Annotated in this window: 15 protein-coding genes; 12 read left to right on the forward strand and 3 right to left on the reverse strand. The window is 70.7% G+C overall.

Annotated elements, in window-relative coordinates:
• Positions 1-5: 5 nt before the first annotated feature.
• On the reverse strand, positions 6-893 hold the full coding sequence (locus AC3IF3_RS09795; RefSeq protein ID WP_243968892.1) for a putative selenate ABC transporter substrate-binding protein: 888 nt from the start codon (positions 891-893) through the stop codon (positions 6-8).
• A 322-nt stretch (positions 894-1215) separates the two neighbouring features.
• Between AC3IF3_RS09795 and selD the strand changes: the two genes are divergently transcribed.
• A complete protein-coding gene (gene selD / locus AC3IF3_RS09800; RefSeq protein WP_489228533.1) occupies positions 1216-2265 on the forward strand; it encodes a selenide, water dikinase SelD in 1050 nt (349 codons plus the stop codon).
• A 39-nt stretch (positions 2266-2304) separates the two neighbouring features.
• On the opposite strand, the gene senA is transcribed toward selD, so the two are convergent.
• The gene (gene senA, locus AC3IF3_RS09805) at positions 2305-3609 is read right to left on the reverse strand and encodes a selenoneine synthase SenA (protein ID WP_489228534.1); all 1305 of its coding nucleotides are present in this window, start codon (positions 3607-3609) and stop codon (positions 2305-2307) included.
• A gap of 27 nt (positions 3610-3636) precedes the next feature.
• On the opposite strand from senA, the gene senB reads away from it, so the two are divergent.
• A complete protein-coding gene (gene senB / locus AC3IF3_RS09810) occupies positions 3637-4596 on the forward strand; it encodes a selenoneine biosynthesis selenosugar synthase SenB (RefSeq protein ID WP_489228536.1) in 960 nt (319 codons plus the stop codon).
• 160 nt (positions 4597-4756) lie between these two features.
• Here senB and AC3IF3_RS09815 read toward each other — a convergent pair whose 3' ends face one another.
• On the reverse strand, positions 4757-5572 hold the full coding sequence (locus AC3IF3_RS09815) for a DUF3658 domain-containing protein (RefSeq protein WP_489228537.1): 816 nt from the start codon (positions 5570-5572) through the stop codon (positions 4757-4759).
• A 727-nt stretch (positions 5573-6299) separates the two neighbouring features.
• Here AC3IF3_RS09815 and AC3IF3_RS09820 point away from each other — a divergent pair.
• The 10 genes from AC3IF3_RS09820 to tssC all read left to right on the forward strand — a co-directional run bounded on the left by AC3IF3_RS09820 (position 6300) and on the right by tssC (position 21410).
• The gene (locus AC3IF3_RS09820) at positions 6300-6563 is read left to right on the forward strand and encodes a hypothetical protein (RefSeq protein WP_489228539.1); all 264 of its coding nucleotides are present in this window, start codon (positions 6300-6302) and stop codon (positions 6561-6563) included.
• Positions 6564-6686: 123 nt separating this feature from the next.
• The gene (locus AC3IF3_RS09825; protein WP_489228541.1) at positions 6687-8087 is read left to right on the forward strand and encodes a DUF2254 family protein; all 1401 of its coding nucleotides are present in this window, start codon (positions 6687-6689) and stop codon (positions 8085-8087) included.
• Between the two features lie 569 nt (positions 8088-8656).
• On the forward strand, positions 8657-11284 hold the full coding sequence (gene tssH / locus AC3IF3_RS09830) for a type VI secretion system ATPase TssH (RefSeq protein ID WP_489228543.1): 2628 nt from the start codon (positions 8657-8659) through the stop codon (positions 11282-11284).
• A 23-nt stretch (positions 11285-11307) separates the two neighbouring features.
• Positions 11308-11691 carry a PAAR domain-containing protein gene (locus AC3IF3_RS09835; RefSeq protein ID WP_489215539.1) on the forward strand — a complete coding sequence of 128 codons (384 nt, stop codon included), beginning with the start codon at positions 11308-11310 and terminating at the stop codon, positions 11689-11691.
• A 4-nt stretch (positions 11692-11695) separates the two neighbouring features.
• Positions 11696-12733: a methyltransferase domain-containing protein gene (locus AC3IF3_RS09840; RefSeq protein WP_489228544.1), complete on the forward strand. Its 1038-nt coding sequence runs from the start codon at positions 11696-11698 to the stop codon at positions 12731-12733.
• 384 nt (positions 12734-13117) lie between these two features.
• On the forward strand, positions 13118-14614 hold the full coding sequence (gene icmH, locus AC3IF3_RS09845) for a type IVB secretion system protein IcmH/DotU (RefSeq protein WP_489228546.1): 1497 nt from the start codon (positions 13118-13120) through the stop codon (positions 14612-14614).
• Entirely contained in the window at positions 14611-18087 is a 3477-nt protein-coding gene (tssM, locus tag AC3IF3_RS09850) for a type VI secretion system membrane subunit TssM (protein ID WP_489228548.1), read from the forward strand. Before icmH ends, tssM begins: the two co-directional genes overlap by 4 nt.
• A gap of 127 nt (positions 18088-18214) precedes the next feature.
• On the forward strand, positions 18215-19342 hold the full coding sequence (gene tssA, locus AC3IF3_RS09855; RefSeq protein WP_489215547.1) for a type VI secretion system protein TssA: 1128 nt from the start codon (positions 18215-18217) through the stop codon (positions 19340-19342).
• Positions 19343-19410: 68 nt separating this feature from the next.
• Positions 19411-19923 carry a type VI secretion system contractile sheath small subunit gene (gene tssB / locus AC3IF3_RS09860; RefSeq protein ID WP_489228550.1) on the forward strand — a complete coding sequence of 171 codons (513 nt, stop codon included), beginning with the start codon at positions 19411-19413 and terminating at the stop codon, positions 19921-19923.
• Positions 19923-21410, forward strand: a complete 1488-nt coding sequence (tssC, locus tag AC3IF3_RS09865) for a type VI secretion system contractile sheath large subunit (RefSeq protein ID WP_489228552.1) — start codon at positions 19923-19925, stop codon at positions 21408-21410. Before tssB ends, tssC begins: the two co-directional genes overlap by 1 nt.
• The last annotated feature ends 26 nt before the right edge of the window (positions 21411-21436 follow it).

Below are 21436 nucleotides of genomic sequence, written 5' to 3' on the forward strand. Positions count from 1 at the left end.
CCGCGTCAGTCCAGCAGGCCCGTGGATTTCGCCACCCGCTCGATCGGCGCGTAGGCGGCATTGGTCACGGGGATGAACTTCGAGCGGGCGAAGGGCGCGAGGATGGCCGGATCGGTGATACCGACGAGCGCCGCCCTCAGCTTGTCCGTGAAGCCGGCGCCATAGATCGCGTCGACATCGCCCCGCACGGTCCACTGGTAGTCGGGAAAGGGCGGGCTCTCCCAGATGATGCCGACCTCCTTCGGATCGACCTTGCCGGCCTTGCTGTCGAGGTCCCAGACCGAGTAGTCGACCGCCCCGACCTCGAAAGCCCCGGACTGGACGAGCTGGATGGTGCGGCTGTGGTCCCCGGAGAAGCCCACGCGGGCGAACACCTCGTCCGGGGTCTTGCCCGGGAACGCCTCGCGGATGAAGTATTCCGGCATCAGGCGCCCCGAGGTCGAGGCGCGGGAGCCGAACGTGAACGTCCTGCCGGCGATCGCCTTCGGGAAGTCGGCCGCCTTCGTCAGGCCGGTCTTGGTGTTGGCGATGAGGTAGGTCTTGAAGGCCGCGTCCTCCGCGCCCTGCGCGATCGCCTGCGCGCCGGGGGAGGCCTTGCGCGCCTGCACCCCGGTGAATCCGCCGAACCACGCGAGCTGGACTTGGCCGTTGGTGAAGGCCGTCACCGCCGCCGGGTAGCTCTTCACGGGGATGTACGTCACGGGCACGCCGAGCTTGTCCTCGAGATAGGTCGCGACCTTGCCGAAGCGCTCCACGAGGCGGCTCTCGTCCTGGTCGGGAATGCCGGTGAAGACGAAGGCCGGCTTGGCGCGCTCCTGCGCACCCGCGGGACCGGACACGACGAGACTTCCCAGCCCCGCCAGCAACGCACCGTTCAACGTCCGTCTCAGCATCGCCGCTCCCAGCCGTGTTCCGACATTCGACGCCCGCAGGCGGAGGCCGATGGACCCGTCCCTTGACGGCTAGCGCATCGTCGCGGAAACCGGAACCGGGACGCGACGCTAATTTTCTGATCCGCATCGTCTTTTCCCGAAAGCCGGAACCCGCCTCCCGGGACGATGCGCGCGTGCCGGCGCGGGTTCGCCGCGCCGGGCGACCCCGTGTCGCGGATGGATTTCGCCGGTCGATGCCGCGCGATCGCGGCGGCGGGCCCTTGTCTGGTAGGACCGGCCCAACCCGCGCCCGTCACAGCCCCCGATGCCACAGGAATCAACTATGGACACGCCCCCGGTTCGCCTCACCAGCCTCGCCCATGGCGGGGGATGCGGCTGCAAGCTCGACCCCGCGGTGCTGCGCACGCTGCTGGCCGACCAGCCGGTGGCCGGCCCGTTCGAGCGCCTGCTCGTCGGCAACGAGACGGCCGACGACGCGGCGGTCTGGGCGCTGGATGACGGGACCTGCCTCATCGCCACCACGGACTTCTTCACGCCGATGGTGGACGATCCCCACGATTTCGGCCGGATCGCCGCCACCAACGCGATCTCCGACGTCTACGCCATGGGCGGCAAGCCGATCCTCGCGCTCGCCATCCTGGGCATGCCGGTGGGCAAGATCGCCCCCGAGGTCGTCGCCCGGATCCTGAAGGGCGGCGCCGCGACCTGCGCGGAGGCGGGCATCCCCATCGCGGGCGGCCACTCGATCGACACGCCGGAGCCGATCTACGGCCTCGCGGTGATCGGCCTGTGCGACCGGGCCCGCGTCCGGCGCAACGCCGACGCCCGGGTCGGCGACGTGGCCATCCTGACCAAGCCCCTCGGCGTCGGGATCTACTCCGCCGCGATCAAGCGCGAGGCCCTCGATGCCGCGGGCTATGCCGATTTCGTCGCCACCACGACGCGCCTCAACAGGGTCGGGGCGGATCTCGCGGGCGACGCGGAGGTCCACGCCATCACCGACATCACCGGCTTCGGCCTCCTCGGCCACGGCCTCGAACTCGCGCGCGGCGCCGGCCTGACCTTCGTCGTCGCGGGCGGCGCGATCCCGCTCCTGCCCCGGGCCGAGGCGCTCGCGCGGGACGGCTTCGTCACCGGGGCCTCGCACCGCAACTGGGCGAGCTTCGGCGACCACGTGACCCTGCCCGAGGGTCTGCCGGACTGGCGCCGCCACATCCTGACCGATCCCCAGACCTCCGGCGGCCTGCTCGTGACCTGCGCGCCCGGTCGGGCTGAGGCGATCCTGGCCCAGGTCCACGCCGCGGGCTTCACGCAGGCCGCCATCGTCGGTCGGTTCGAGGCCGGCCCCCCCGGCATCCGGGTCGAGGCCTGAGGCGGGTTCGATCCCGCCTCGTGCGCCTGCTGCGCGCGGCTAGAGCGCCACGGTGCGGAAGCCGGCGAAGACGTCGCGGCGGTCCGGGCCGAAGAAGTTGCGATAGGCGGTGTCGACCATGCGCGCGCGGGTCGCCCAGGCGCCGCCGCGCAGCACCTTGCGGGTCCCGAAGGCGGGCTCCGAATACTCCTTGTAGGCATCGGGCGCGAAGCCGGGGAAGGGCAGGAACGGACTCGCCGTCCATTCCCAGACGTTGCCGAGCATCTGCCGGCAGCCCCAGGCGCTGTCGCCCGCGGGGTAGGCGGCGACGTCGACGCAGCCGAGATGGCCGCCGTCGAGATTGGCGCGCTCGGGGGTGGGCGCCGCCTCGCCCCAGGGATAGGGGCGCTTGGCCGCGTCGAGGGTCCCGTCGCGGGCCGGGGCACCGGCGGCGGCGGCCTCCCACTCCGCCTCCGTGGGCAGGCGCCGTCCCGCCCAGCGGCAATAGGCGTTGGCCTCGTGCCAGCTGACGTGGACGACCGGCTGGTCGGGGGCCAGCGGCGCGTCCCGGTCGAACCTGCGAACGGTCCAGTCCCGCGCGCCGCGACGCGTCCAGTAGATTGGGTGCTCGGCGCCGCAGCCGTCGCGCCAGCGCGCGCCCTCCGCGTCCCAGTAGGCCGCCTCCCGGTAGCCGCCATCCGCCACGAAGGCCGCGAACTCGGCGTTGGTCACCGGCGCGCGGGCGATGCGGAACGGTGCGACGGAAACGGGATGCGCCCATTTCTCGTTGTCGAAGACGAAGCCGCCGCCGGGCTCCGCCCCGAGCCGCCAGGTCCCGCCGCCCACGGCGACGTCGCCGGGCCAGGGACCGGTTCCCGCAGGCCGGGCGGAGGCCGATGCGGCGAAGGCGGGCGCGGGGTAGCCGAGGGTCTGGCGCGTGTAGGTGAAGGCCTCGTCGTGCATGTCCTCGTGGAAGATCACGAGTTGGTAGAGATCGGCCTCCTCGGGTGTGGGCTCGCGATCGGCGAGACGCCGGATCAGGGCCGCGTGGACGCGGGCCATGTAGGCGAGGGTCTCGGGCAGCGCCGGCAGCGGGATCGACCAGCGCGTCGCGTGGGGCACCCGCGCGGAATCGTAGAGCGCATCGGCCCCGTCCATCAGGGGCGGATGTCCGTCGGGGCCGCGCAGGATGAATTGTTCGTGGAACCAGGCGAGATGCCCGATTTCCCAGAGGAGGGGGTTCACGATGTCGTGCTGTGGCCCCATGCGTTGCGCACGGTCGAGGCCTGCCACGAGTTCGAGCGTTCGCGCCCGGGAGTCCTGCAGCATCGCCACGAGATCGGCGGCGGAAACCTGTGCGGTCATCAGACGTCCTGGAAGCCTGTCGCAATCATGAAGATCAGCCTCATCACGCCGGCGGCGAAGCGGTCGCGCGCTGGGAACCGGACGACGGCGATGCGCTGGGCGCGCATCCTCGGCGATCTCGGGCACCAAGTCGACGTGGCGACGACCTACGATCCGGAGAGCGAGGCCGACCTGATGCTGGCGCTGCACGCCTGGCGCAGCGCCGCGTCCATCGCGCGCTTCAAGGCGCGCCACCCGGAGCGGCCGCTCATCGTCGCCCTGACCGGCACCGACGTCTACCACTATCTTGCGGCCGACCCGGAGCCGACGCTGCGCTCGCTCGACTTGGCCGACCGGCTGATCGGCCTGCATGACCTGATCCCCGCCGCCCTTCCGGAGCGTCACCGCGCCAAGGTCGATGTCGTGTTCCAGTCCGCCCTGCCCCGTCGCCAGCGCTGGCCGGCCTCCGCGGAGGCGTTCGAGGTCCTCGTCGTCGGGCACCTGCGCGCCGAGAAGGACCCGTTCCGCGCCGCCCGCGCCGCCCGGCGGCTTCCGGCCCGGTCGCGCTTGCGCGTCGTCCATCTCGGCGGGGCCCACGAGGCGGTCTGGGCGGCCCGGGCGCACGCCGAGATGGCCGAGAATCCGCGCTACCTGTGGCTCGGGGACCGGCCCGGATCCCTGGTGCGGCGCTGGCTGACCCGCGGGCGTGTCATGGTCCTCAGTTCCCACCAGGAGGGCGGGGCCAACGTGGTGTCGGAGGCCGTCGTGGCCGGCCTGCCGGTGATCGCCTCCGACATTCCGGGCACCCGCGGCCTGCTGGGACCGACCTATCCCGGCTATTTCCCGGTCGGCGACGACGCGGCCCTGGCCGCCCTGCTCCTGCGGGCCGAAGAGGAGCCCGGGTTCCTGAGCGCCCTCGGCGCCTTCTGTACAGAGCGCGCCGATCGCTTCGCACCGGCCCAGGAGCGCGAGTCCCTCCGCCAGGTCGTCGCGCGCTGCAGGGCGTAGCACGCCGCCCCGGCACGGCCTGCCGGCCGGCGACAGGTTTGCCGGGCGCCGGCCCCCGCTGGCGCAGCGGATCGGGCGCGGCAAGCGCGCCGGCATGGCCGGTCAGCAGGTCGGATCGCCCGGGATGGGGTGCGGGCACCGCATCCCGTCGGGTCGCCTCTCACCCGGCCGGACGGCGGACCTGATAAGCGCGCAGGCCCGGTCCGGGACCGGCGATCTCGAGGGCGCCGGCCTCCCCCAGCGCCAGCATGCGCCCGAACAGGACGGCGTCCCCCGTGGCGTCGCCGCTCGGCGCGTCCCAGAACGTCGCCATCGCCCGGCCGATCAGGCGCGCGGCGATCTCCCAATCCGGGCCGGCCTGCCCGACCAGCAGGGCGTCGTAATGCGTGAGCGGTGCCGACACCAAGCGCCCGGCCCGCACGATCCGGAACGGCGCGTTCTCGCGCTGCAGGCGCGACCACGCATCCGACGCCGCCCGACGCGCGTCGGGCGAGAGCGGACGCCGGCGCGCGTAGAGGTTGGACGCGACGATGTCCTGCCGCCGCAGCATACCGAGGGACCAGGGGCTCCGGATCCCGTCCGCCGTCGTGATGTCGAGGTCGGTCGCGTCGACGAAATCGAAGGGCCTCCCGTGCATCCGGGCGGCGAAGGCCAGAAAGCAGGCGTGCTCCGCCGGCGCGCGCAGGCACGCCCAGAACACCGGCGCGGTGCCGGGCGCGGTCGCCGCGGCCCAGGCCTGTTCCGCGTCGATCGGGTCGTCGTCGCGTTCATCCCGCAGCGCGGACCCCGACCGCAGGACGGACCTGTCCCAGGCCTGCCGGGTATCCGCATCGGCCGGGTCGATGGGACCGACGCTGAGGCTGTCGGGCAGGCCGATCACGGGCTCAGGGATGCCGAGCGACGCCAGGGTGTCGCGCAGCGTGGCGGCGACCGACCGGCCGAACACGACATGGACGATCCGGGCACCTTCCGTCATGCGACGTCTCCCCTGCGCTGTCTCCCGGGCAGCGGCACCGATGCCCGTATCCCCGAGCGGATCGGTCCGAGGCGGGATCAGGCCGGGCGGTCGCCCCGCGTCCGGCCCGACGCTGCCGTGCCCCCTGTCGGAGCTGCGCTTGAGAGCGGTCGTTCCGCCCGGGGATCGTTTCGCGGAACGGATGACGCGTTTCTGACTGCGGAACTATTCAGGCCACCTAGAGTTCGGATCTCTGTTTCCAGATTGTTTCCATAATTCCAGGGGGGGTAACGATCATGTCACTCAGGTTCATGGGATTGGCCGCAGGCTTCATGATCGTTGCCACGAGCCTGGCCACACCGGCGACCGCTCGCAGCGGCGATCGGGTCGCGGGATTGAACGGCGCTCCGACAAGCTGGGCTCGGATGACCCGGAACCGCGCGACGACGCATCGGCGGCACATGATGCGGAAGGGGGCTGGGACGGCCTCCGCGTCGGCGCCGAACGGTCGCGGAATCGGTATGGGGCCGACCGGCCAGCCGAGCGGCGTCAAGTAGGGCGCGCAAGTCCGGTCGAGCGCGGCGCCGGAGCGGCTCGACCGCGCATCGGCCATCCGCAACCCCGGCCACGCGCGGCTCGCCGCGCATGGCCGGGGGCCGAGTCTAACTCCTTCAAGGACACTCCATTGTTCAAGCGATCTGCGCGTCCCTTTGCGGCCTGTCTGGGAACCGTCGGCGGTCTCGGACTCATGATCCTGACGATGTCGAGCGCGGCGCAAGCGCAGTCGGCGGGGAGCCGGATCGACCAACCCACGCCCGCGACCCTTCCTCCGGGGACCCATCGGTCCGACAGTCCGGTGGCGCCGGCCGACCAGTCGACAGGTCGCGTCGCGCCGCCCAGCGCCATCAGTTCGTCCACCGATGTGATGACGTCGGGGGGGTCGGTGCAGGGCGCGGGAAACGGCGGCACGGTCGATCCGATCCAGCACCTGCCCACGGACATGCGTCGCTGATCGGGCCGCCGGTGCACGCGGTCGAGCGTCGAGCGGCGCTGGTCGGGACCGGCCCGCACCGCGCGGTACCGACCGGGGCATCGGCGTGACGCACCGATCCGGAAGCCTGCCCGCCGTCGCCCGATGAGGATCGCAAGCCACGTCGTCGATCGGCTCCTGGCGCTCGCAAGGCGGTCGCTGCGCGAGTTCATCGGCCTGCCGCTCATCGTCATCGCCGGGTTCTTCGGCCTCTTCGCGCTGACCTACGTCCTCGACGACATCCTCTGGGGCGGGCCCGGTCCCGCCCCGTTGCCGTGGCTGGCTCACCTGCTCGGTGACACCGCCGCGATCGCGAGCCTCCTGGGCACGGTCGCGTCCGGCATGATCACGGTGACCTCGATCACCTTCTCGCTCCTGCTGATCGCCGTGCAGCAGACGGCCGCGACGCTCTCCACGGACGTCTACGACCAGTTCATTCAGCGGCGCTCGAACAAGGTCAGCTTCGGCTTCTTCGTCGGGCTCAGCGTGTTCGTCCTGCTGACGCTGGGCAGCGCCAGCCCCGAGCACAAACCGATCCTCGGGGCCCTGCTGTCGCTCCTGATGACCGGGGCCGCGCTGTGCCTGGTGGTCATCCTGATCTACAGCACCATCGATCAGATGCGGCCCCACTCGGTCGTCACCGCGATCCATGGCCACACGTTGAAGGCCCGCGCGGCGGAGCGGCCCCTGATCGAGGCCACGCGCCGGACGCCGCGCGAGGGCCTGCCGTGGTCGCAGATCGTCCGCACGGACGCCTATGGCGTGGTCTGCGACCTGGACGTGCCGGCCATCGAGCGGTCCGCGGCGCATCACGACACCGACATCGAGATCATCGCCCGCATCGGAACCCACGTGGCCTTCCGGGATCCCCTCTACCGCCTGCATGCCCCCCGGCCCCTGACGGCGGACGCCCGGGCTGCCCTCGAAGGGGCGGTCGGCGCGGCCATCAGGATCGAATCCCGGCGGACCATCGACAGGGATGCCGGCTTCGGCATCGAGCAGCTCTCCTCGATCGCCTGGACCACCGCGTCGACATCGAAGCAGAACCCGCAGCCGGCGATTCTGGTCTGCCACGGCCTGCGGGACATCATCGCGCGCTGGAGCTGCGCCGGGCCGATCCCGGAACGCGCCGCGTCACGGGTCATCTACCGGGACAAGGCGGTGGACGACGCGATCCAGGCGATCGCCGCGATCGGTGTCGTCGCGTCGGAGAGCATGCAGAACACCCTCGCCGCCGAAGTCTGGCGGACCCTCGCGACGCTGATCGCCGATGTGCCCGCCGCGCAATTGCCGGCCTTGACGGACACGGTCCGCCGGCTGCTGTCGTCCCTCGGCGACCATGTGCTGACCTCCGATCTGGAACGGGAGCTGGGCCGATGCCGGCGCGCCCTGACCGGCCGGGGCGAAGCTCAGGTCGCCGGAGCGATCCAGGAGGCGGCCGATGGGCTGGCGGCGAGTATCGGCGTCCTGAACTCGCGCGGGACCCGCGTGCCCACGGCGGCCTGAGAACCGTCGCAGGATCGATGAAACGCCGCTCGGCGGAGAACCACCCATCCGGGCCCTCATCCTGACGTGCCGGAGCGCAGCGGCGGCCTCGAACCGCCTCGCCGCGGTCCCCCGCCCGCCCGGGACAGCGCCCCAGCGTTCAGCCGGACGGTGCCGGCGGCCGATCTCGAAGCCCGGCGGTGCAAGACCGGGAAGCCGTGGAACGTGCCCGCATCGCGTCCGATGTCGCGCTTCGGGACGCGTTCCGGCGCGAACAGGGCCAGCTCCTGCGGCTGGACGCTCCCAGGCCCTGCCGCTCGGGCCTCGCGACCGGTCCGCGCTGACGCCGCCCAGATCCTTTCCGCGAAAGGCAGTCAATATGACTTATAGATCTAGAACGTAACGAAAAATACTTTTTAAAATCGAGCATTTCTATAATAAATTTCACTATTTACGCCTTTAACTTCGATCTTTTTGTCGGCTTCTATAATCCTCAGATCTCGCGAAGCTGGTTTTTTGACACTGAACACTCGCCAATCCGCAAAGTTAAGCTTAGAGAGTGCGGCCAGGCGGCCACAGGAAGCGTTCAGATGGTGTCGGTTGATTTGCGTCTGCTCGTTCGCCGCCTGAACGACGTGTGCCGACAGGAGCTCGAGGCTGCGGCCGGCCTTGCGCTGACCCGCGCGCACTACAACATCGAGATCGAGCACTGGCTGCGCCGCCTCGTGGAGCATCCCCGGTCGGACGTGGCCATGATGCTGGATCAGGTCGGCATCGATCGGGGGCGCCTGATCGCCGGTCTCGACCGCATCCTCGACGGGCTGCGCAGCGGCAACGGCCGGCCGCCGGGCTTCGCCCCGGACGTGGTGGCGCTGATCAAGCAGGCCTGGCTCCTGGCGTCGGTCGAGGCCGGCGCGACCTCCGTCCGCTCCGGCCACATCCTGTGGGCGATGCTGGCCGACGAGGCGTCGGCGCGGCGCCTCGGGCAGATCGCGGACGACCTCCATCGCCTGTCGGCCGAGGGTGTGAAGCGGGACTTCGCCGCCCTGACGGCGGCGAGCGCCGAGGCCGCGCCGACCGCGCAGGGCGGCGCGGCCCCCGATTCGGCCGGGGGCCTCCCGCCGGGGCCCGGCGGGGCCCTGGAGCAGTTCACCGTCGATCTGACCGCGCAGGCCCGCGCGGGGAAGATCGACCCGATTCTCGGTCGCGACGCGGAGATCCGGCGCTGCATCGACATCCTGATCCGCCGGCGCCAGAACAACCCGATCCTGGCGGGCGAGGCCGCCGTCGGCAAGACCGCGGTGGTGGAGGGTCTCGCCCTCCGGATCGTCGCCGGCGACGTGCCCCCGGCCCTGAAGGACGTCACCCTGCGCTCCCTGGACCTCGGCCTGCTCCAGGCCGGCGCCAGCATGCGCGGCGAGTTCGAGCGCCGGCTGCGCGAGGTCATCGACTCGGTGAAGGCGTCGCCCAAGCCGATCATCCTGTTCATCGACGAGGCCCACACCCTCGTCGGGGCGGGGGCCGCCGCCGGCAAGGGCGATGCCGCAAACCTGCTTAAGCCCGCCCTGGCGCGCGGCGAGCTGCGCACCGTCGCGGCCACCACCTGGGCCGAGTACAAGAAGTATTTCGAGAGCGACGCGGCGCTGACGCGCCGCTTCCAGATCGTCAAGATCGACGAGCCGTCCGAGCCCGTCGCGATCACCATGTTGCGCGGCCTCGTGGCGACCCTGGAGCGGTACCACAAGGTCCGCATCCTCGACGAGGCGGTGGGGGCCTCGGTGCGGCTCGCCGCGCGCTTCATCCCCGCGCGCCAGCTCCCCGACAAATCCGTCTCCCTGCTGGACACCGCCTGCGCGCGCGTGGCGGTGAGCCAGACGACGTTGCCCGGCGCGATCGAGGACCGCCGGCACCGGCTCGACGCGATCGAGACCGAGACGGCGATGCTGACGCGCGAGACGCGGACCGACGGCCAGGGCGGGGCGCGCCTCGCCACCCTGGCGCAGGAGCGGGCCGTCCTCGCCGGGGAGCTCGACGCCCTGACGACGCGCTGGGATCGGGAAAAGGCGCTGGTCGCCCGCCTGGGCGCGCTGCGGGCGGAGATCGAGGCGGCGGAGAGCGACGATCCATCGGCGGACCTGTCGGCGGCGTTCACGGCCGCCTCGGACGAACTGAGGGCGCTCCAGGGCGAGGCGCCGCTGGTCTTCCCGCTGGTCGACGCGCAGGCCATCGCCGAAGTGGTCCAGAACTGGACCGGCATCCCCGCCGGACGCATGCAGTCGACGGAGATCCGCTCGGTCCTGACCCTGCGGGCCGCGATGGCGGAGCGGGTCATCGGCCAGAATCACGCGCTCGAGGCCGTGGTGCAGGCGATCGTCACGTCCCGGGCCGGCCTGACCGACCCGCGCAAGCCCCTCGGCGTGTTCCTGATGGTCGGCCCCTCGGGCGTCGGCAAGACCGAGACCGCCCTGACCCTCACCGACCTGCTCTATGGCGGCGCGCAGAGCCTCACCACCCTCACGATGACCGAGTTCAAGGAGGAGCATAAGGTCAGCCTGCTGATGGGCAGCCCGCCCGGCTATGTCGGGTACGGCGAGGGCGGCATCCTGACCGAGGCGGTCCGGCGCCGGCCCTACAGCGTGATCCTGCTCGACGAGATGGAGAAGGCCCATCCCGGCGTCCAGGACGTGTTCTACCAGGTGTTCGACAAGGGCCAGATGCGGGACGGCGAGGGCCGCGACATCGACTTCAAGAACACGGTCATCATCATGACCTCGAACGCGGCCTCCGATCTGATCGCCAAGCTCTGCGCCGACCCGGAGACGATACCGGATCCGGCCGCCCTGGCGGCGGCCCTGCGGCCGGAACTCGGCAAGGTCTTCAAGGACGCGTTCCTCGGCCGGGTCACCCTGGTGCCGTACCTGCCGCTCAGCGACGAGACCCTGCGCCGCATCGTCGTGCTGCAGCTGGAGCGGATCCGCCGGCGCTTTGCCGACACGCAGAAGGCGACGTTCGACTACGATCCCGACCTGATCGAGACCATCGCCAAACGGTGCACCGAGAGCGCGTCGGGGGCGCGCAACGTCGAGAACATCCTGTCGCGGACCCTGCTCCCCGAGCTCTCGGTCCGCGTCCTCGAACATCTGGCCGGCGGCGCGCCCATCCAGCATGTCCATGCTGGCATCGATCGCGATGGCGGCTTCGTCTACACGGTGCGCTGAACGCGCCGACCGGAGCCCCGCCCATGCCGCCGGCCGCTCGCATCGGGGACCTCGTCCTGCAGACGGCGCCCCATTGTCACGCGCCGATCCACCCCCCCGCCCCGGTGCCGACGCCGGTGCCGCATCCGGCCATGCCGCTCGCCATCATCAAGGGCTGCCCGACGGTCCTGATCGGCAAGATGCCGGCGGCACGGGCCACCGACACGACCATGCCCTGCCTCCTGATCGGCTGCGTTCCGGCCGGTCCCGGCATGATCGCCAAGGGTTCGTCCACGGTGCTGATCGGCAAGATGCCGGCGGCGCGCGCCGGCGACGCGACCCTCCACGCGAGTTGCGTGGCACCGATTCCCAGCCCGTCCGGCAAGATTCTGCCGCCGGGCTGCGCCACCGTGATCATTGGCGGGTGACCGGATGCGCCGTCTGCATTTCGACGCCCTGAAGCCCCTCTGCCCGGCCTGCCGCCGGGGCCGCCTGATCCCGGAGCCGGGGGCGGAGGCGACGGGCGACGCGATCGTGTTCGGGGTCTTGCGCTGCTGCGACGCGGCGTGCGGCCAGCGCTTCCCGATCATCGCGGGCGTTCCGGTGCTGGTCCCGGACCTCGCCGGATGGCTGGCGGCGAATCTCCACCTCGTCCTGGCGGGCGACGTCGAGGACGCGGCGGTGGAGGCCGTGATCGGGGCCGCGGTCGGGCCGGATTCGGCCTTCAGCATCGCCCGGCACCAGCAATCGAGTTACGCCCACGATCACTACGGCGACCTGTTCGCGGGGGAGCCGGACGCCACGACGCCGCCCGGCAGCGTGCGCCGCTGCCTGGATCAGGCCCTGCGGCGCCTGGGCGCCGGGGGCGGCGGCCCGCGGCTCGATATCGGCTGCGCCGCCGGGCGGACCAGCCTCGACCTGGCGGTGCAGTGCGACGAACCCGTGCTCGGCATCGACCTGAACTGGCCCCTGCTGCGCATCGGCCGGGGCATCCTCGATCGCGGCCTGCTGCGTTACCCGCTCCGGCGTCTCGGCAACCGCTACGAGCGCCGGGAAACCCCCTTCTCCCCGCCGGAGGCCGAGCGGGTGGATTTCTGGATCGCCGACGCCCTGTCCCTGCCCTTCGCCGGAGACACGTTCCAGCGCGTCCTGGCGCTGAACGTGCTCGACTGCGTGCCGGACCCGGCGCGCCTCGTCGCCGAGATCGGCCGGGTGACGCGGCCGGGGGGTGACGTCGCCGTCGCGACGCCCCTCGACTGGGCCTCCCACGCCACCCCGTCCTCCGCCTGGCTCGACAGCCCGGAGGCCCTCGCGGCGATGATCGCGATGGCCGATCGGGGCGTCCCCGACGCCAAGCCCCTGGTGCCGACCGGACCGCCCCTCGACCTGCCCTGGTCCGTCCGGCTGCACGACAACGCCACCGTCACCTATCGATCCCGGTTGGTGACCCTGACGGCCGCGGCCGGTTGAGCGCGTCGTCGACGCCGATGGGTCCGCGCCTCGCAGCCGCACTTCGAGTCCCTCCCGCGAAAGCGCACGTATTCCCGCGCAGTAATAGTTCTGGCGCGGCTTAGAGTTTCAATATGCCGTCTTCGACGATATGAAGCATAAGATCTCAGAGATCGAGTCGACGGAACGACGAAGATGGACCTTGAATCTTTGCAGACTAAAGAGTTCACAGAAAATTACTCTCGCTCTCAGAAAATCGCATTGCTTTTTTAAAGTCTTTCCCTATGGTCCACGAGCCGCGCTGGACATCATAACTCAACTTACGAGTCGATATAAATCACAGACTCCGGATGTCTTATTCGGGAGATTTATTATCAAATAAGTCGATCGATTGGGGAATATACGATGGCCTCGAGCACTGCGACGGCTCACAACGACCCCACGATTTTTTCGCCCGGCGGCCAGACCATCCCGTCGTCCCGGATGAGGCCGATCGCGAGCGAGCCGCCAGCCCGCGTCGCGCCGCTGCCGGATGCAGCCCCGAGCGCCCTGCGGCCGCCGCGGTCGTCCGCGGTCGAACCGCCGCTGCGGACCGGAACCGACATGGTCCGGACCACGCTGCCCCTGTCCGAGCACAGCGCCGGCCTCCCGACGGTCGTCGACGTCTACGGCGACAATGTCGGACTCGCCCTCGCGGCGCCGATCTTCGATTGGCTGTTCAGGATTCAGTACGCCACAGAGATCGACGTCGATTCGCTGCACCAATATCTGGTCGCGGCGCTCAAGAATTTCGAGGTTCAGGCCGCCCATCGCGGCCTCACGCCGGTCCATATCAGGATCCTGCTCTACGGGCTCGCCGCCACGGTCGACGACATCGTGCTCAAGACCGCCTGGGGTGGCGACAGCCCCTGGGCCCACAAGAGCATGATCTCGATGTTCTTCCGCGAAACCTGGGGCGGCGAGCGGTTCTACGTGCTGCTGAGCCAGATGATGGCGACGTCGCGCTCGTTCGCGCGCGAGATCGAGGTCTATTACCACTGCCTGCAGTTCGGGTTCGAGGGGCGCTACCGGTTGGAGCCGCAGGGCGCGGCGGAGCGCGGGCGGATCCGCGAGGAATTGTACCTGTTCCTGCGCGAGCTGCGTGGCGCGCCGCCGGCCGACCTGTCGCCGGCCTGGCGGGGCCTGGTCGTGGCGCGCGACCGGTTCCGCGGCCTGATGCCGTACTGGCTCGCCGGCCTGGGCATCGTCCTGGCGGCGGCCTGCATCTTCATCGTCCTGAGCACCCTGCTGCACCGGAACGCCACGCGGGCGGCCGACGAGATCAGCACGCTGGTGCTCACCCCGCCCGATCCCGTCCCGGCCCCGCCGCCCCCGGCCCCGCCGGTCGCACCGGCCATCGTCACCCCGCCTCCGCCGCCGCCGAGCATCGCGAGCCTTCTGGCGCCGCAGGAGCAGGCCGGCCTGCTGACCGTGTCCGAGCGCGGCGACGCCACGGTCGTCACCACGACGCGCGACCTGTTCGCCTCGGGCTCGATCGTCCTGCGCGACCCCTATCCCGAGACGCTCCAGGCGATCGCCGGGGCGCTCGAATCCAGGCCTGGACTCATCCAGGTCGTCGGCTACACGGACAGCGTCCCGATCCGCACCGCCGCGTATCCGGACAACGTCAGCCTGTCGCGGGCCCGGGCCGAGGTCGTGGCCGACCAGCTCATGGCGAATCTCACGGATCCGAGCCGCGTCGCCTTCACGGGCCTCGGCGCGGCGGACCCGATCGCACCCAACACGACGCCGCAGGGGCGCAGGGCCAACCGGCGGGTCGAAGTCCGGTTCACGCCCCCGCCGAGCCCGGCGCGGGCGCCCCGGCCCAGCGCCTCGGCGCCCGCGCCGCGGGGCGAGCCATGACGCGTACGAAGCAGATCCTCGCCTATTGGCCGTGGCTGCTGCTGGCGATCGCCTGCTTCGGCCTGGCGGCGGCGACGTGGTTCCTCGGTCCCGACCTCAGGATCGGCAATCAGCCGATGCTGGCCGACCCGGCCCTGCGGCTGTTCGTGACGCTGGTCATCCTCCTGCTCGGGGTCATCGCGGCCCTGGCGCTGCGCCGGGGTCCGGCCCGGGCCTCCGCCGAGACCCCGGCGGCCGACGATTACGGCCGGCAGAGCCGAGCCCTCGACCGCTCGATGCAGCGGATGATGCGGATGCTGCGCCAGCTGCCCGGGACCGGCTGGCGCGGCCGCTCCCATGCCTACGCCCTGCCCTGGTACCTCGTCACCGGCCCTGCGGGCGCCGGCAAGACCGCCCTGGTCCAGGCTTCGGGCCTGCGGTTCGGCGGCGGCGACCGACAGAGCAATACCGTCGCGGCAGGCCCCGCCTACACCCTGTCGCTGACGGACCGGGCGGTGTTCGTGGACAGCGCGAGCGCCCTCGGCAGCCAGCTCGACCGGCGCGGCTGGAGCTACTTCCTCGGCCTGCTGAAGCGGTTCCGCCGCCAGCAGCCGGCCAACGGCGTGATCCTGACCCTGAGCCTGCCGGAGTTCCGCGCGGCCGTTCCCGCCCAGACCCTGGCCCTGGGCGACGATCTCCGTCACCAGCTCGGCGAGATGGTGAGCCGCCTCGGCGTGCGGCTGCCGGTCTATCTCGTCTTCACCAAGCTCGACGCGCTGCCGGGCTTTCGCGCCTTCTTCGGCGGGGCATCGGCCTTCCCCCGCGACGGCGTCCTCGGCTTCACCCTGCCGCTCCTCGACGGGTCGCACGGGGGCGCCGATCCCGACGACGTGGCCACCGTGTTCGGCCGCGGCTTCGACGAACTGGTGCAGTGGCACACGCCGCGGACCCTGGAGCTGATGAACGCGGAGGGCGAGGCGGCGTCGCGGTTCGACGCCTTCATGTTCCTGCCGGAATTTGCCGCCCTGAAGTCCCGGCTGGGCGATGTCATCGCCGAGGTGTTCAGGCCGAGCCAGTTCGAGGAGCCGCTGCTCCTGCGCGGCGTCTATTTCACCAGCGCGCGGCCCGATGCCGGCCACCTCGCGCTGCCGGGGGGGCCGGCCGAGGGGCCGGCGGCGGGGCCGGCGGCGGAACCCGGCCTGTTCATCCGCGACCTGATCGACAAGGTGATCCTGCCCGAATCCGGCCTCGCCGGCCTCAACGCCAGGGCGAGCCGGACCGCCCTGACCCTGCGCGCCGCCCTCCTCGGGACCACCACCGCGGCGGCCGTCGCCCTGGTGGCGTGGTGGTCGGTGAGCTTCCTCGGCAACGCACGGCTGATCGACACGGTCCGCGCCCAGGTGCCCAAGGTCCGCTCGAGCCTTGCCCTGATCGCCGACACCGAAGGCCGCGCGAACACGGCGGTCGACCTCGCTTCGTTGCTGGCGGCCCTGAAGCGGCTCCAGGCCCTGCCGGAGGGCTGGAATTCCCGGTCCGACGCGGTGCCGCTCGAAGAGCAGGGGGGCCTGTCCCAGCACGGCGTGATCGCCGCGGCGACCCGCGGCGAGTATGTGCAGGCCCTGCAGCAGATCTTCCTGCCCCGCCTCGCCCTGAAGCTCGAGACGCGGATCCAGGCCAGCCTGAACAGGCCGAACGACCTCTACGGCGCCCTGATGGTCTATCTGATGCTCGGCGGCGAGCACGCGGTCGAGGACGACGTCGTCCTGGGCTGGATGAACCAGCGGTGCCGCGCGCTCTATCCCGAACCGTTGCACAACCAGCTCTGCAGCGACTTCCAGGGCCAGGTGCAGAACCTCCTCGAGGTCGGGTTCGAGCCGATCGCGCTGAACGCCGCCCTGGTGGCCCAGGCCCGCACCGCCCTCAACGCCCTGTCCCCGGCCCTGTATGGCCTGGCCCTGCTCAAGGCGGCGGACGAGATCACGAGCCTGCCGCCCTGGCAGCTGACGAACGTCACCGGGCCGCTCGCCTCCTACGGTCTCGTCCGGCGCTCGTCCGGCCAACCGTTGAGCGAAACGATCCCGGGTCTCTACACCCGTGCCGCCTTCGCGACGGCGGTGCTGCCGAAGATCGGCGAGGTCGCCAAGCGCGTCATCAACGCGGATTGGGTCCGCTATCCGAAGTCCGAACGCGGCCGCAATCCTATCCTGATCGACAATCTGTATCGAGAGATCGTCGATCTCTACATCGGCGAGTACGTCTCGCGCTGGGAGCAGTTGCTCAACGCCATCGACATCGCGCCCTTCGCGAACTTCACCGATGCCTTCGGGGTGCTCCAGGCCCTCTCGGGACCGCCCTCGCCCTACGCCGCCCTCCTGCAGGCGGTGGCGCAGAACACCGCCCTGGCCGGCCAGAAGCCGCCGGGCGGCGAGCCGACGCCCGACGGCGTCAAGCAGGATCTGAGCGCGGCGCCCGCCGCTTCGGTGGCCCCGGCTCGGGCCGTCACCGATCATTTCGCCGTGCTGCACCGCTTCGTCGCGGGCGCGCCGAGCGCCCTCGACGGGCTGCTGGCCCAGATCAACCAGCTCCGGGCCCTGCTCGGCCCGGTGGCCAGCGCGGGTCGCGCGGTTCCGGCCCTGGCCACCGAGATGACGTCCAATCCGGCCTTCGCCCAAACCCTGAGCCAGCTCCAGCTCAGCGTGATGAGCGCACCGCCGCCGGTGTCCGATTCGATCCGCACCCTGGTGCGCCGGACCTCGGCGATCGCCAACACCAGTGTCCGGTCCGATCTCGACGCCGCCTGGAAGGCGCAGGTGCTGCCGTTCTGCCAATCCGCCATCGGCGGGCGCTATCCGTTCGACACCGCCGCGGCCGACGTGGCGCTGGCGGATTTCAGGCGGATGTTCGCCCCCGGCGGCCTGCTGGATCAGTTCTTCACCCGCCAGCTCAAGCCCTTCGTCGACACCAGCGCGAGCCCGTGGAAGCTCCCGGCCATCGCCGGCGCCCGGCTCGACGTCACCCCGGAGGCCCTGCGCCTGTTCGAGCAGGCGAGCCGGATCCGCACCGTGTTCTTCCCCGGCGGGGCGGCGGCCCCGCTCGTCCCGTTTGCGGTGACGCCGACCGATCTCGATCCCGGCGCGATGCGCGTGACCCTCGACATCGACGGACAGTCGCTCACGTACCAGTACGGGCCGCAGCAGAGCGTCGCCATGCAGTGGCCCGGCACGCACAGCGGCGTGCGGGTGGGCTTCGGGGCGAACGATCCGGGCGAGCCGTCCTTCATCACCGTCAAAGGGCCCTGGGCGCTGTTCCGCTTCCTCGCGGACCGATCCCTCCGGGTGACCGGGGGCAACAGCTTCAGTTTCACCGTCCAGCTCGGCAGCCGGACCGCCGGTTTCTCGCTGCAGCCCGCCACGGTCGACAATCCCTTCGGCACGAACCTGATGAGCGGCTTCCGGTGCCTGCCGTCGCTGGTCTCTGGGTCCTCGTCGTCATGACGCCCCGCCGCGACACGGGACCGGGCGCGACGGAGCGCGGCACGGCGCCCGACCTGTTCCCGGGGGAAGCCCGGATGCGCCGGCCTTGCGGCCTCCGGGCCTCGGGACGCTGCCGACCGGAGCCGCGATGATCAGTCCACCGACCCTCGACCCGCAGACCCTGCTCGCCCCGTTCGACGGCGCGAGCCCGGCCGGACAGGATCCGCGGGCCGACCTGTCGCCGGCCTCGCGCTTCCTGCTGATCAAGGACGCCCGGGCCAGCGCGCGCCGGAAGGAGCGGGCCCTCGACATCGACGCCGACGCGGCTCCGCCGACGGAGGACTGGTCGGAGGTGGCGCAGAACGCCTGCCTCGTGCTGTCCGAGGACGGCAAGGATCTGGAGATCGCCGCCTGGCTCATCGAGGCCCTGCTGCGGCTCGACGGCCTGCCCGGCCTGTTCACCGGCCTGACGGTGGCCCAGGGGCTGGTCGAGCAGTTCTGGGACGAGGTGCATCCGCGGCCCGACGAGGAAGGCCAGGAGCCGCGTCTCTCGCCGTTCATCGCCCTCAACGGCAGCGGCGGCGACGGAACGCTCACCCAGGCGCTGCGCAAGCTGCCCCTGACGGGGGGCGCCGGCTACGCCCTGTGGCAGTACGAGCAGGCGCGGGAGATCGAGGCCCTCGCCGACGAGGGCAAGCGGGCGAGCCGCCTCGCGGGCGGCGCCCTGAGCATGGAGGAGTTCCTGGAGGCGCTTCGGGAGACCCCGGCCGCCTTCTACGCCAACCTCCTCGACGACGTCGCCGAGGCACGCCGATCCCTCGACGCCCTCTCGGACGCCTTCGCGGCCCGGGTCGGACGCGAGGCGCCCCCCGCCGGCGGCCTGCGCGGGATCCTGCAGGACCTGGAGGACGCCGTGCGCGTCGCCGCGGCCGACAAGCTGCTCCAGGCGCCCCCCGATCCGGGCGCGGTCGCCACCGCGGAGATGCCGGGCGGCGGGGCCGCGGCCTCCGCGGACGAAGCCGGCGCCCCGGACGGCAGGGTCCCGGCGCCCGGCAAACCGGCCGGGCGCGAGGACGCGTTCCGCCAGCTGCTGCAGATCGCGGCCTTCTTCCGCGCGACCGAGCCGCATTCGCCGATTTCATACTCGCTCGAGGACGTGGTCCGCCGCGGCCGGCTGCCGCTGCCGCAACTGCTCGACGAGTTGATCATGGATCCCGACGCACGCCGGTTCTTCTTCATCGCGTCGGGGGTGAAGCCCAAAGAAGAGGTGGAGTGACGTCACCGACGCAGGCTCGGCGCGCGCCGATGCGAATCGCAAAATATCAATCTTCGAGGTGTTGATCCATGGCAAGTATCCACGAAAAGCTGAACCGGGTCCGCAAACCGCGGGTACACATCACCTACGACGTCGAGACCGAGGGGGCCGTCGTCCAGAAGGAGCTTCCGTTCGTCGTCGGCGTGCTCGGCGACTTCTCGGCCGATCCGAGCGAGCCGCTCAAACCGCTCAACGACCGCAAGTTCATTCAGATCGACCGGGACAATTTCGATCAGGTCCTGGCGCGCATGACCCCTGGCCTGAAGATGAAGGTCGAGAACACGCTGACCAATGACGGCAGCCAGATGTCGGTCGAACTCGCCTTCAAGTCGATGTCCGACTTCGATCCGGCCGCCGTCGTGGCGCGCGTCGAGCCGCTGCGCAAGATGCTCGAGGCGCGCAACCAGCTCCGCGACCTCCTGTCGAAAGCCGACCGGTCGGAGGATCTGGAGACCCTGCTCGAACAGATCCTGTCGAACGAGACCGATCTGAAGTCGCTGGGCGAACAGCTCGGCGTCGGCACGGAAGAGGACGCCCACTGATGAGCACGGAAGCCGCGCCCGAGACCGCCGAGGCGCAAGCCGGCACCGCCGACCTGTCGTTCCTCGACCAGGCCATCGCCGCCACCAAGCAGACCGATCCCGACCGGACCACCGAGCTGCTGCGGACCCTGACCCGCGAGGCCATGTCGGGCACCGTCACCTATTCGAAGAACCTGACGCAGACCATCACCGCCGCGATCACGAGCATCGACCAGAAGCTCTCGACCCAGCTCAACGCCATCCTCCATCACCCGGACTTCCAGAAGCTGGAGGGGACCTGGCGCGGGCTGAACCATCTCGTGATGAACTCGGAGACGGGCACCAGCCTGCGGATCCGGGCCCTGAACTGCACCAAGCGCGAACTCTACAAGAGCCTGACGAAGGCCTCCGAATTCGATCAGAGCACCATCTTCAAGAAGATCTATGAGTCGGAATTCGGCAGCGCCGGCGGCGAACCCTATGGGTGCCTGATCGGCGACTACGAGTTCACGAACCACCCCGAAGACGTGGAGCTCTTGAGCCTCATGTCGAACGTGGCGGCGGCGTCCTTCGCGCCGTTCATCGCCGCCGCCAGCCCGAAGCTGTTCGGCTTCGACGGCTATACCGAACTCTCGAAGCCGCGCGACCTCGAGAAGATCTTCGATACGGTCGAGTACGCCAAGTGGCGCAGCTTCCGTGAATCCGAGGACAGCCGCTTCGTCACCCTGACGCTGCCCCGGACCCTGGCCCGCCTCCCCTACGGGTCCGCGACCAAGCCGATCGAGGAGTTCGACTACGAGGAAGGCAACATCCAGGACGGCGTCGCCCACGGGATGGTCCACGACGAATGTTGCTGGATGAACTCCGCCTACGTGCTGGGCGCGCGTCTGACCGACGCCTTCGCCCAGCACGGCTGGTGCACCGCCATCCGGGGCGCGGAGGGCGGCGGCAAGGTCGAGAACCTGCCGAGCCACGTCTTCGTCTCCGACGACGGCGATACCGACCAGCAATGCCCGACCGAGATCGGCATCACCGACCGGCGCGAGGCGGAACTGTCCAAGCTCGGTTTCCTGCCGCTGTGCCATTACAAGGGCACCGATTACGCCGTGTTCTTCGGCGCCCAGACCACCCAGAAACCCAAGAAGTACGATCGTCCGGAGGCGACCGCCAACGCGGCGATCTCGGCCCGCCTGCCGTACATGATGGCCACGGCCCGCTTCGCCCATTTCCTCAAGATCATGGCCCGCGACAAGATCGGCTCCTTCATGGAAGCGAAGGATTGCGAGGACTGGCTCAACCGGTGGATCATCAACTACGTCAACGGCAACCCGGATGCCGGCCAGGACATGAAGGCGAAGTATCCGCTCGCCGAGGCGAAGATCGAGGTTCGGGAGATCCCCGGGCGGCCGGGCTCCTACAACGCCGTCGCCTGGCTGCGGCCCTGGCTCCAGCTCGAGGAGCTGACGACCTCGATGCGGATGGTCGCCCGGATCCCGAGCGCCTCGTGAGCACGGCGGCCTGATCCACATTCGCC

This window comes from Methylobacterium sp. J-118, assembly GCF_057836565.1.

Bases quoted from the DNA above. Each gene is read 5' to 3' on its own strand.
- tssH (WP_489228543.1), top strand. From the start codon at position 8,657: ATGGTGTCGGTTGATTTGCGTCTGCTCGTTCGCCGCCTGAACGACGTG.
- icmH (WP_489228546.1), top strand. From the start codon at position 13,118: ATGGCCTCGAGCACTGCGACGGCTCACAACGACCCCACGATTTTTTCG.
- AC3IF3_RS09835 (WP_489215539.1), top strand. From the start codon at position 11,308: ATGCCGCCGGCCGCTCGCATCGGGGACCTCGTCCTGCAGACGGCGCCC.
- tssC (WP_489228552.1), top strand. From the start codon at position 19,923: ATGAGCACGGAAGCCGCGCCCGAGACCGCCGAGGCGCAAGCCGGCACC.
- AC3IF3_RS09820 (WP_489228539.1), top strand. From the start codon at position 6,300: ATGATCCTGACGATGTCGAGCGCGGCGCAAGCGCAGTCGGCGGGGAGC.
- AC3IF3_RS09825 (WP_489228541.1), top strand. From the start codon at position 6,687: ATGAGGATCGCAAGCCACGTCGTCGATCGGCTCCTGGCGCTCGCAAGG.
- tssA (WP_489215547.1), top strand. From the start codon at position 18,215: ATGATCAGTCCACCGACCCTCGACCCGCAGACCCTGCTCGCCCCGTTC.
- tssB (WP_489228550.1), top strand. From the start codon at position 19,411: ATGGCAAGTATCCACGAAAAGCTGAACCGGGTCCGCAAACCGCGGGTA.
- AC3IF3_RS09815 (WP_489228537.1), bottom strand. From the start codon at position 5,572: ATGACGGAAGGTGCCCGGATCGTCCATGTCGTGTTCGGCCGGTCGGTC.
- selD (WP_489228533.1), top strand. From the start codon at position 1,216: ATGGACACGCCCCCGGTTCGCCTCACCAGCCTCGCCCATGGCGGGGGA.
- tssM (WP_489228548.1), top strand. From the start codon at position 14,611: ATGACGCGTACGAAGCAGATCCTCGCCTATTGGCCGTGGCTGCTGCTG.
- senA (WP_489228534.1), bottom strand. From the start codon at position 3,609: ATGACCGCACAGGTTTCCGCCGCCGATCTCGTGGCGATGCTGCAGGAC.
- AC3IF3_RS09840 (WP_489228544.1), top strand. From the start codon at position 11,696: ATGCGCCGTCTGCATTTCGACGCCCTGAAGCCCCTCTGCCCGGCCTGC.
- senB (WP_489228536.1), top strand. From the start codon at position 3,637: ATGAAGATCAGCCTCATCACGCCGGCGGCGAAGCGGTCGCGCGCTGGG.
- AC3IF3_RS09795 (WP_243968892.1), bottom strand. From the start codon at position 893: ATGCTGAGACGGACGTTGAACGGTGCGTTGCTGGCGGGGCTGGGAAGT.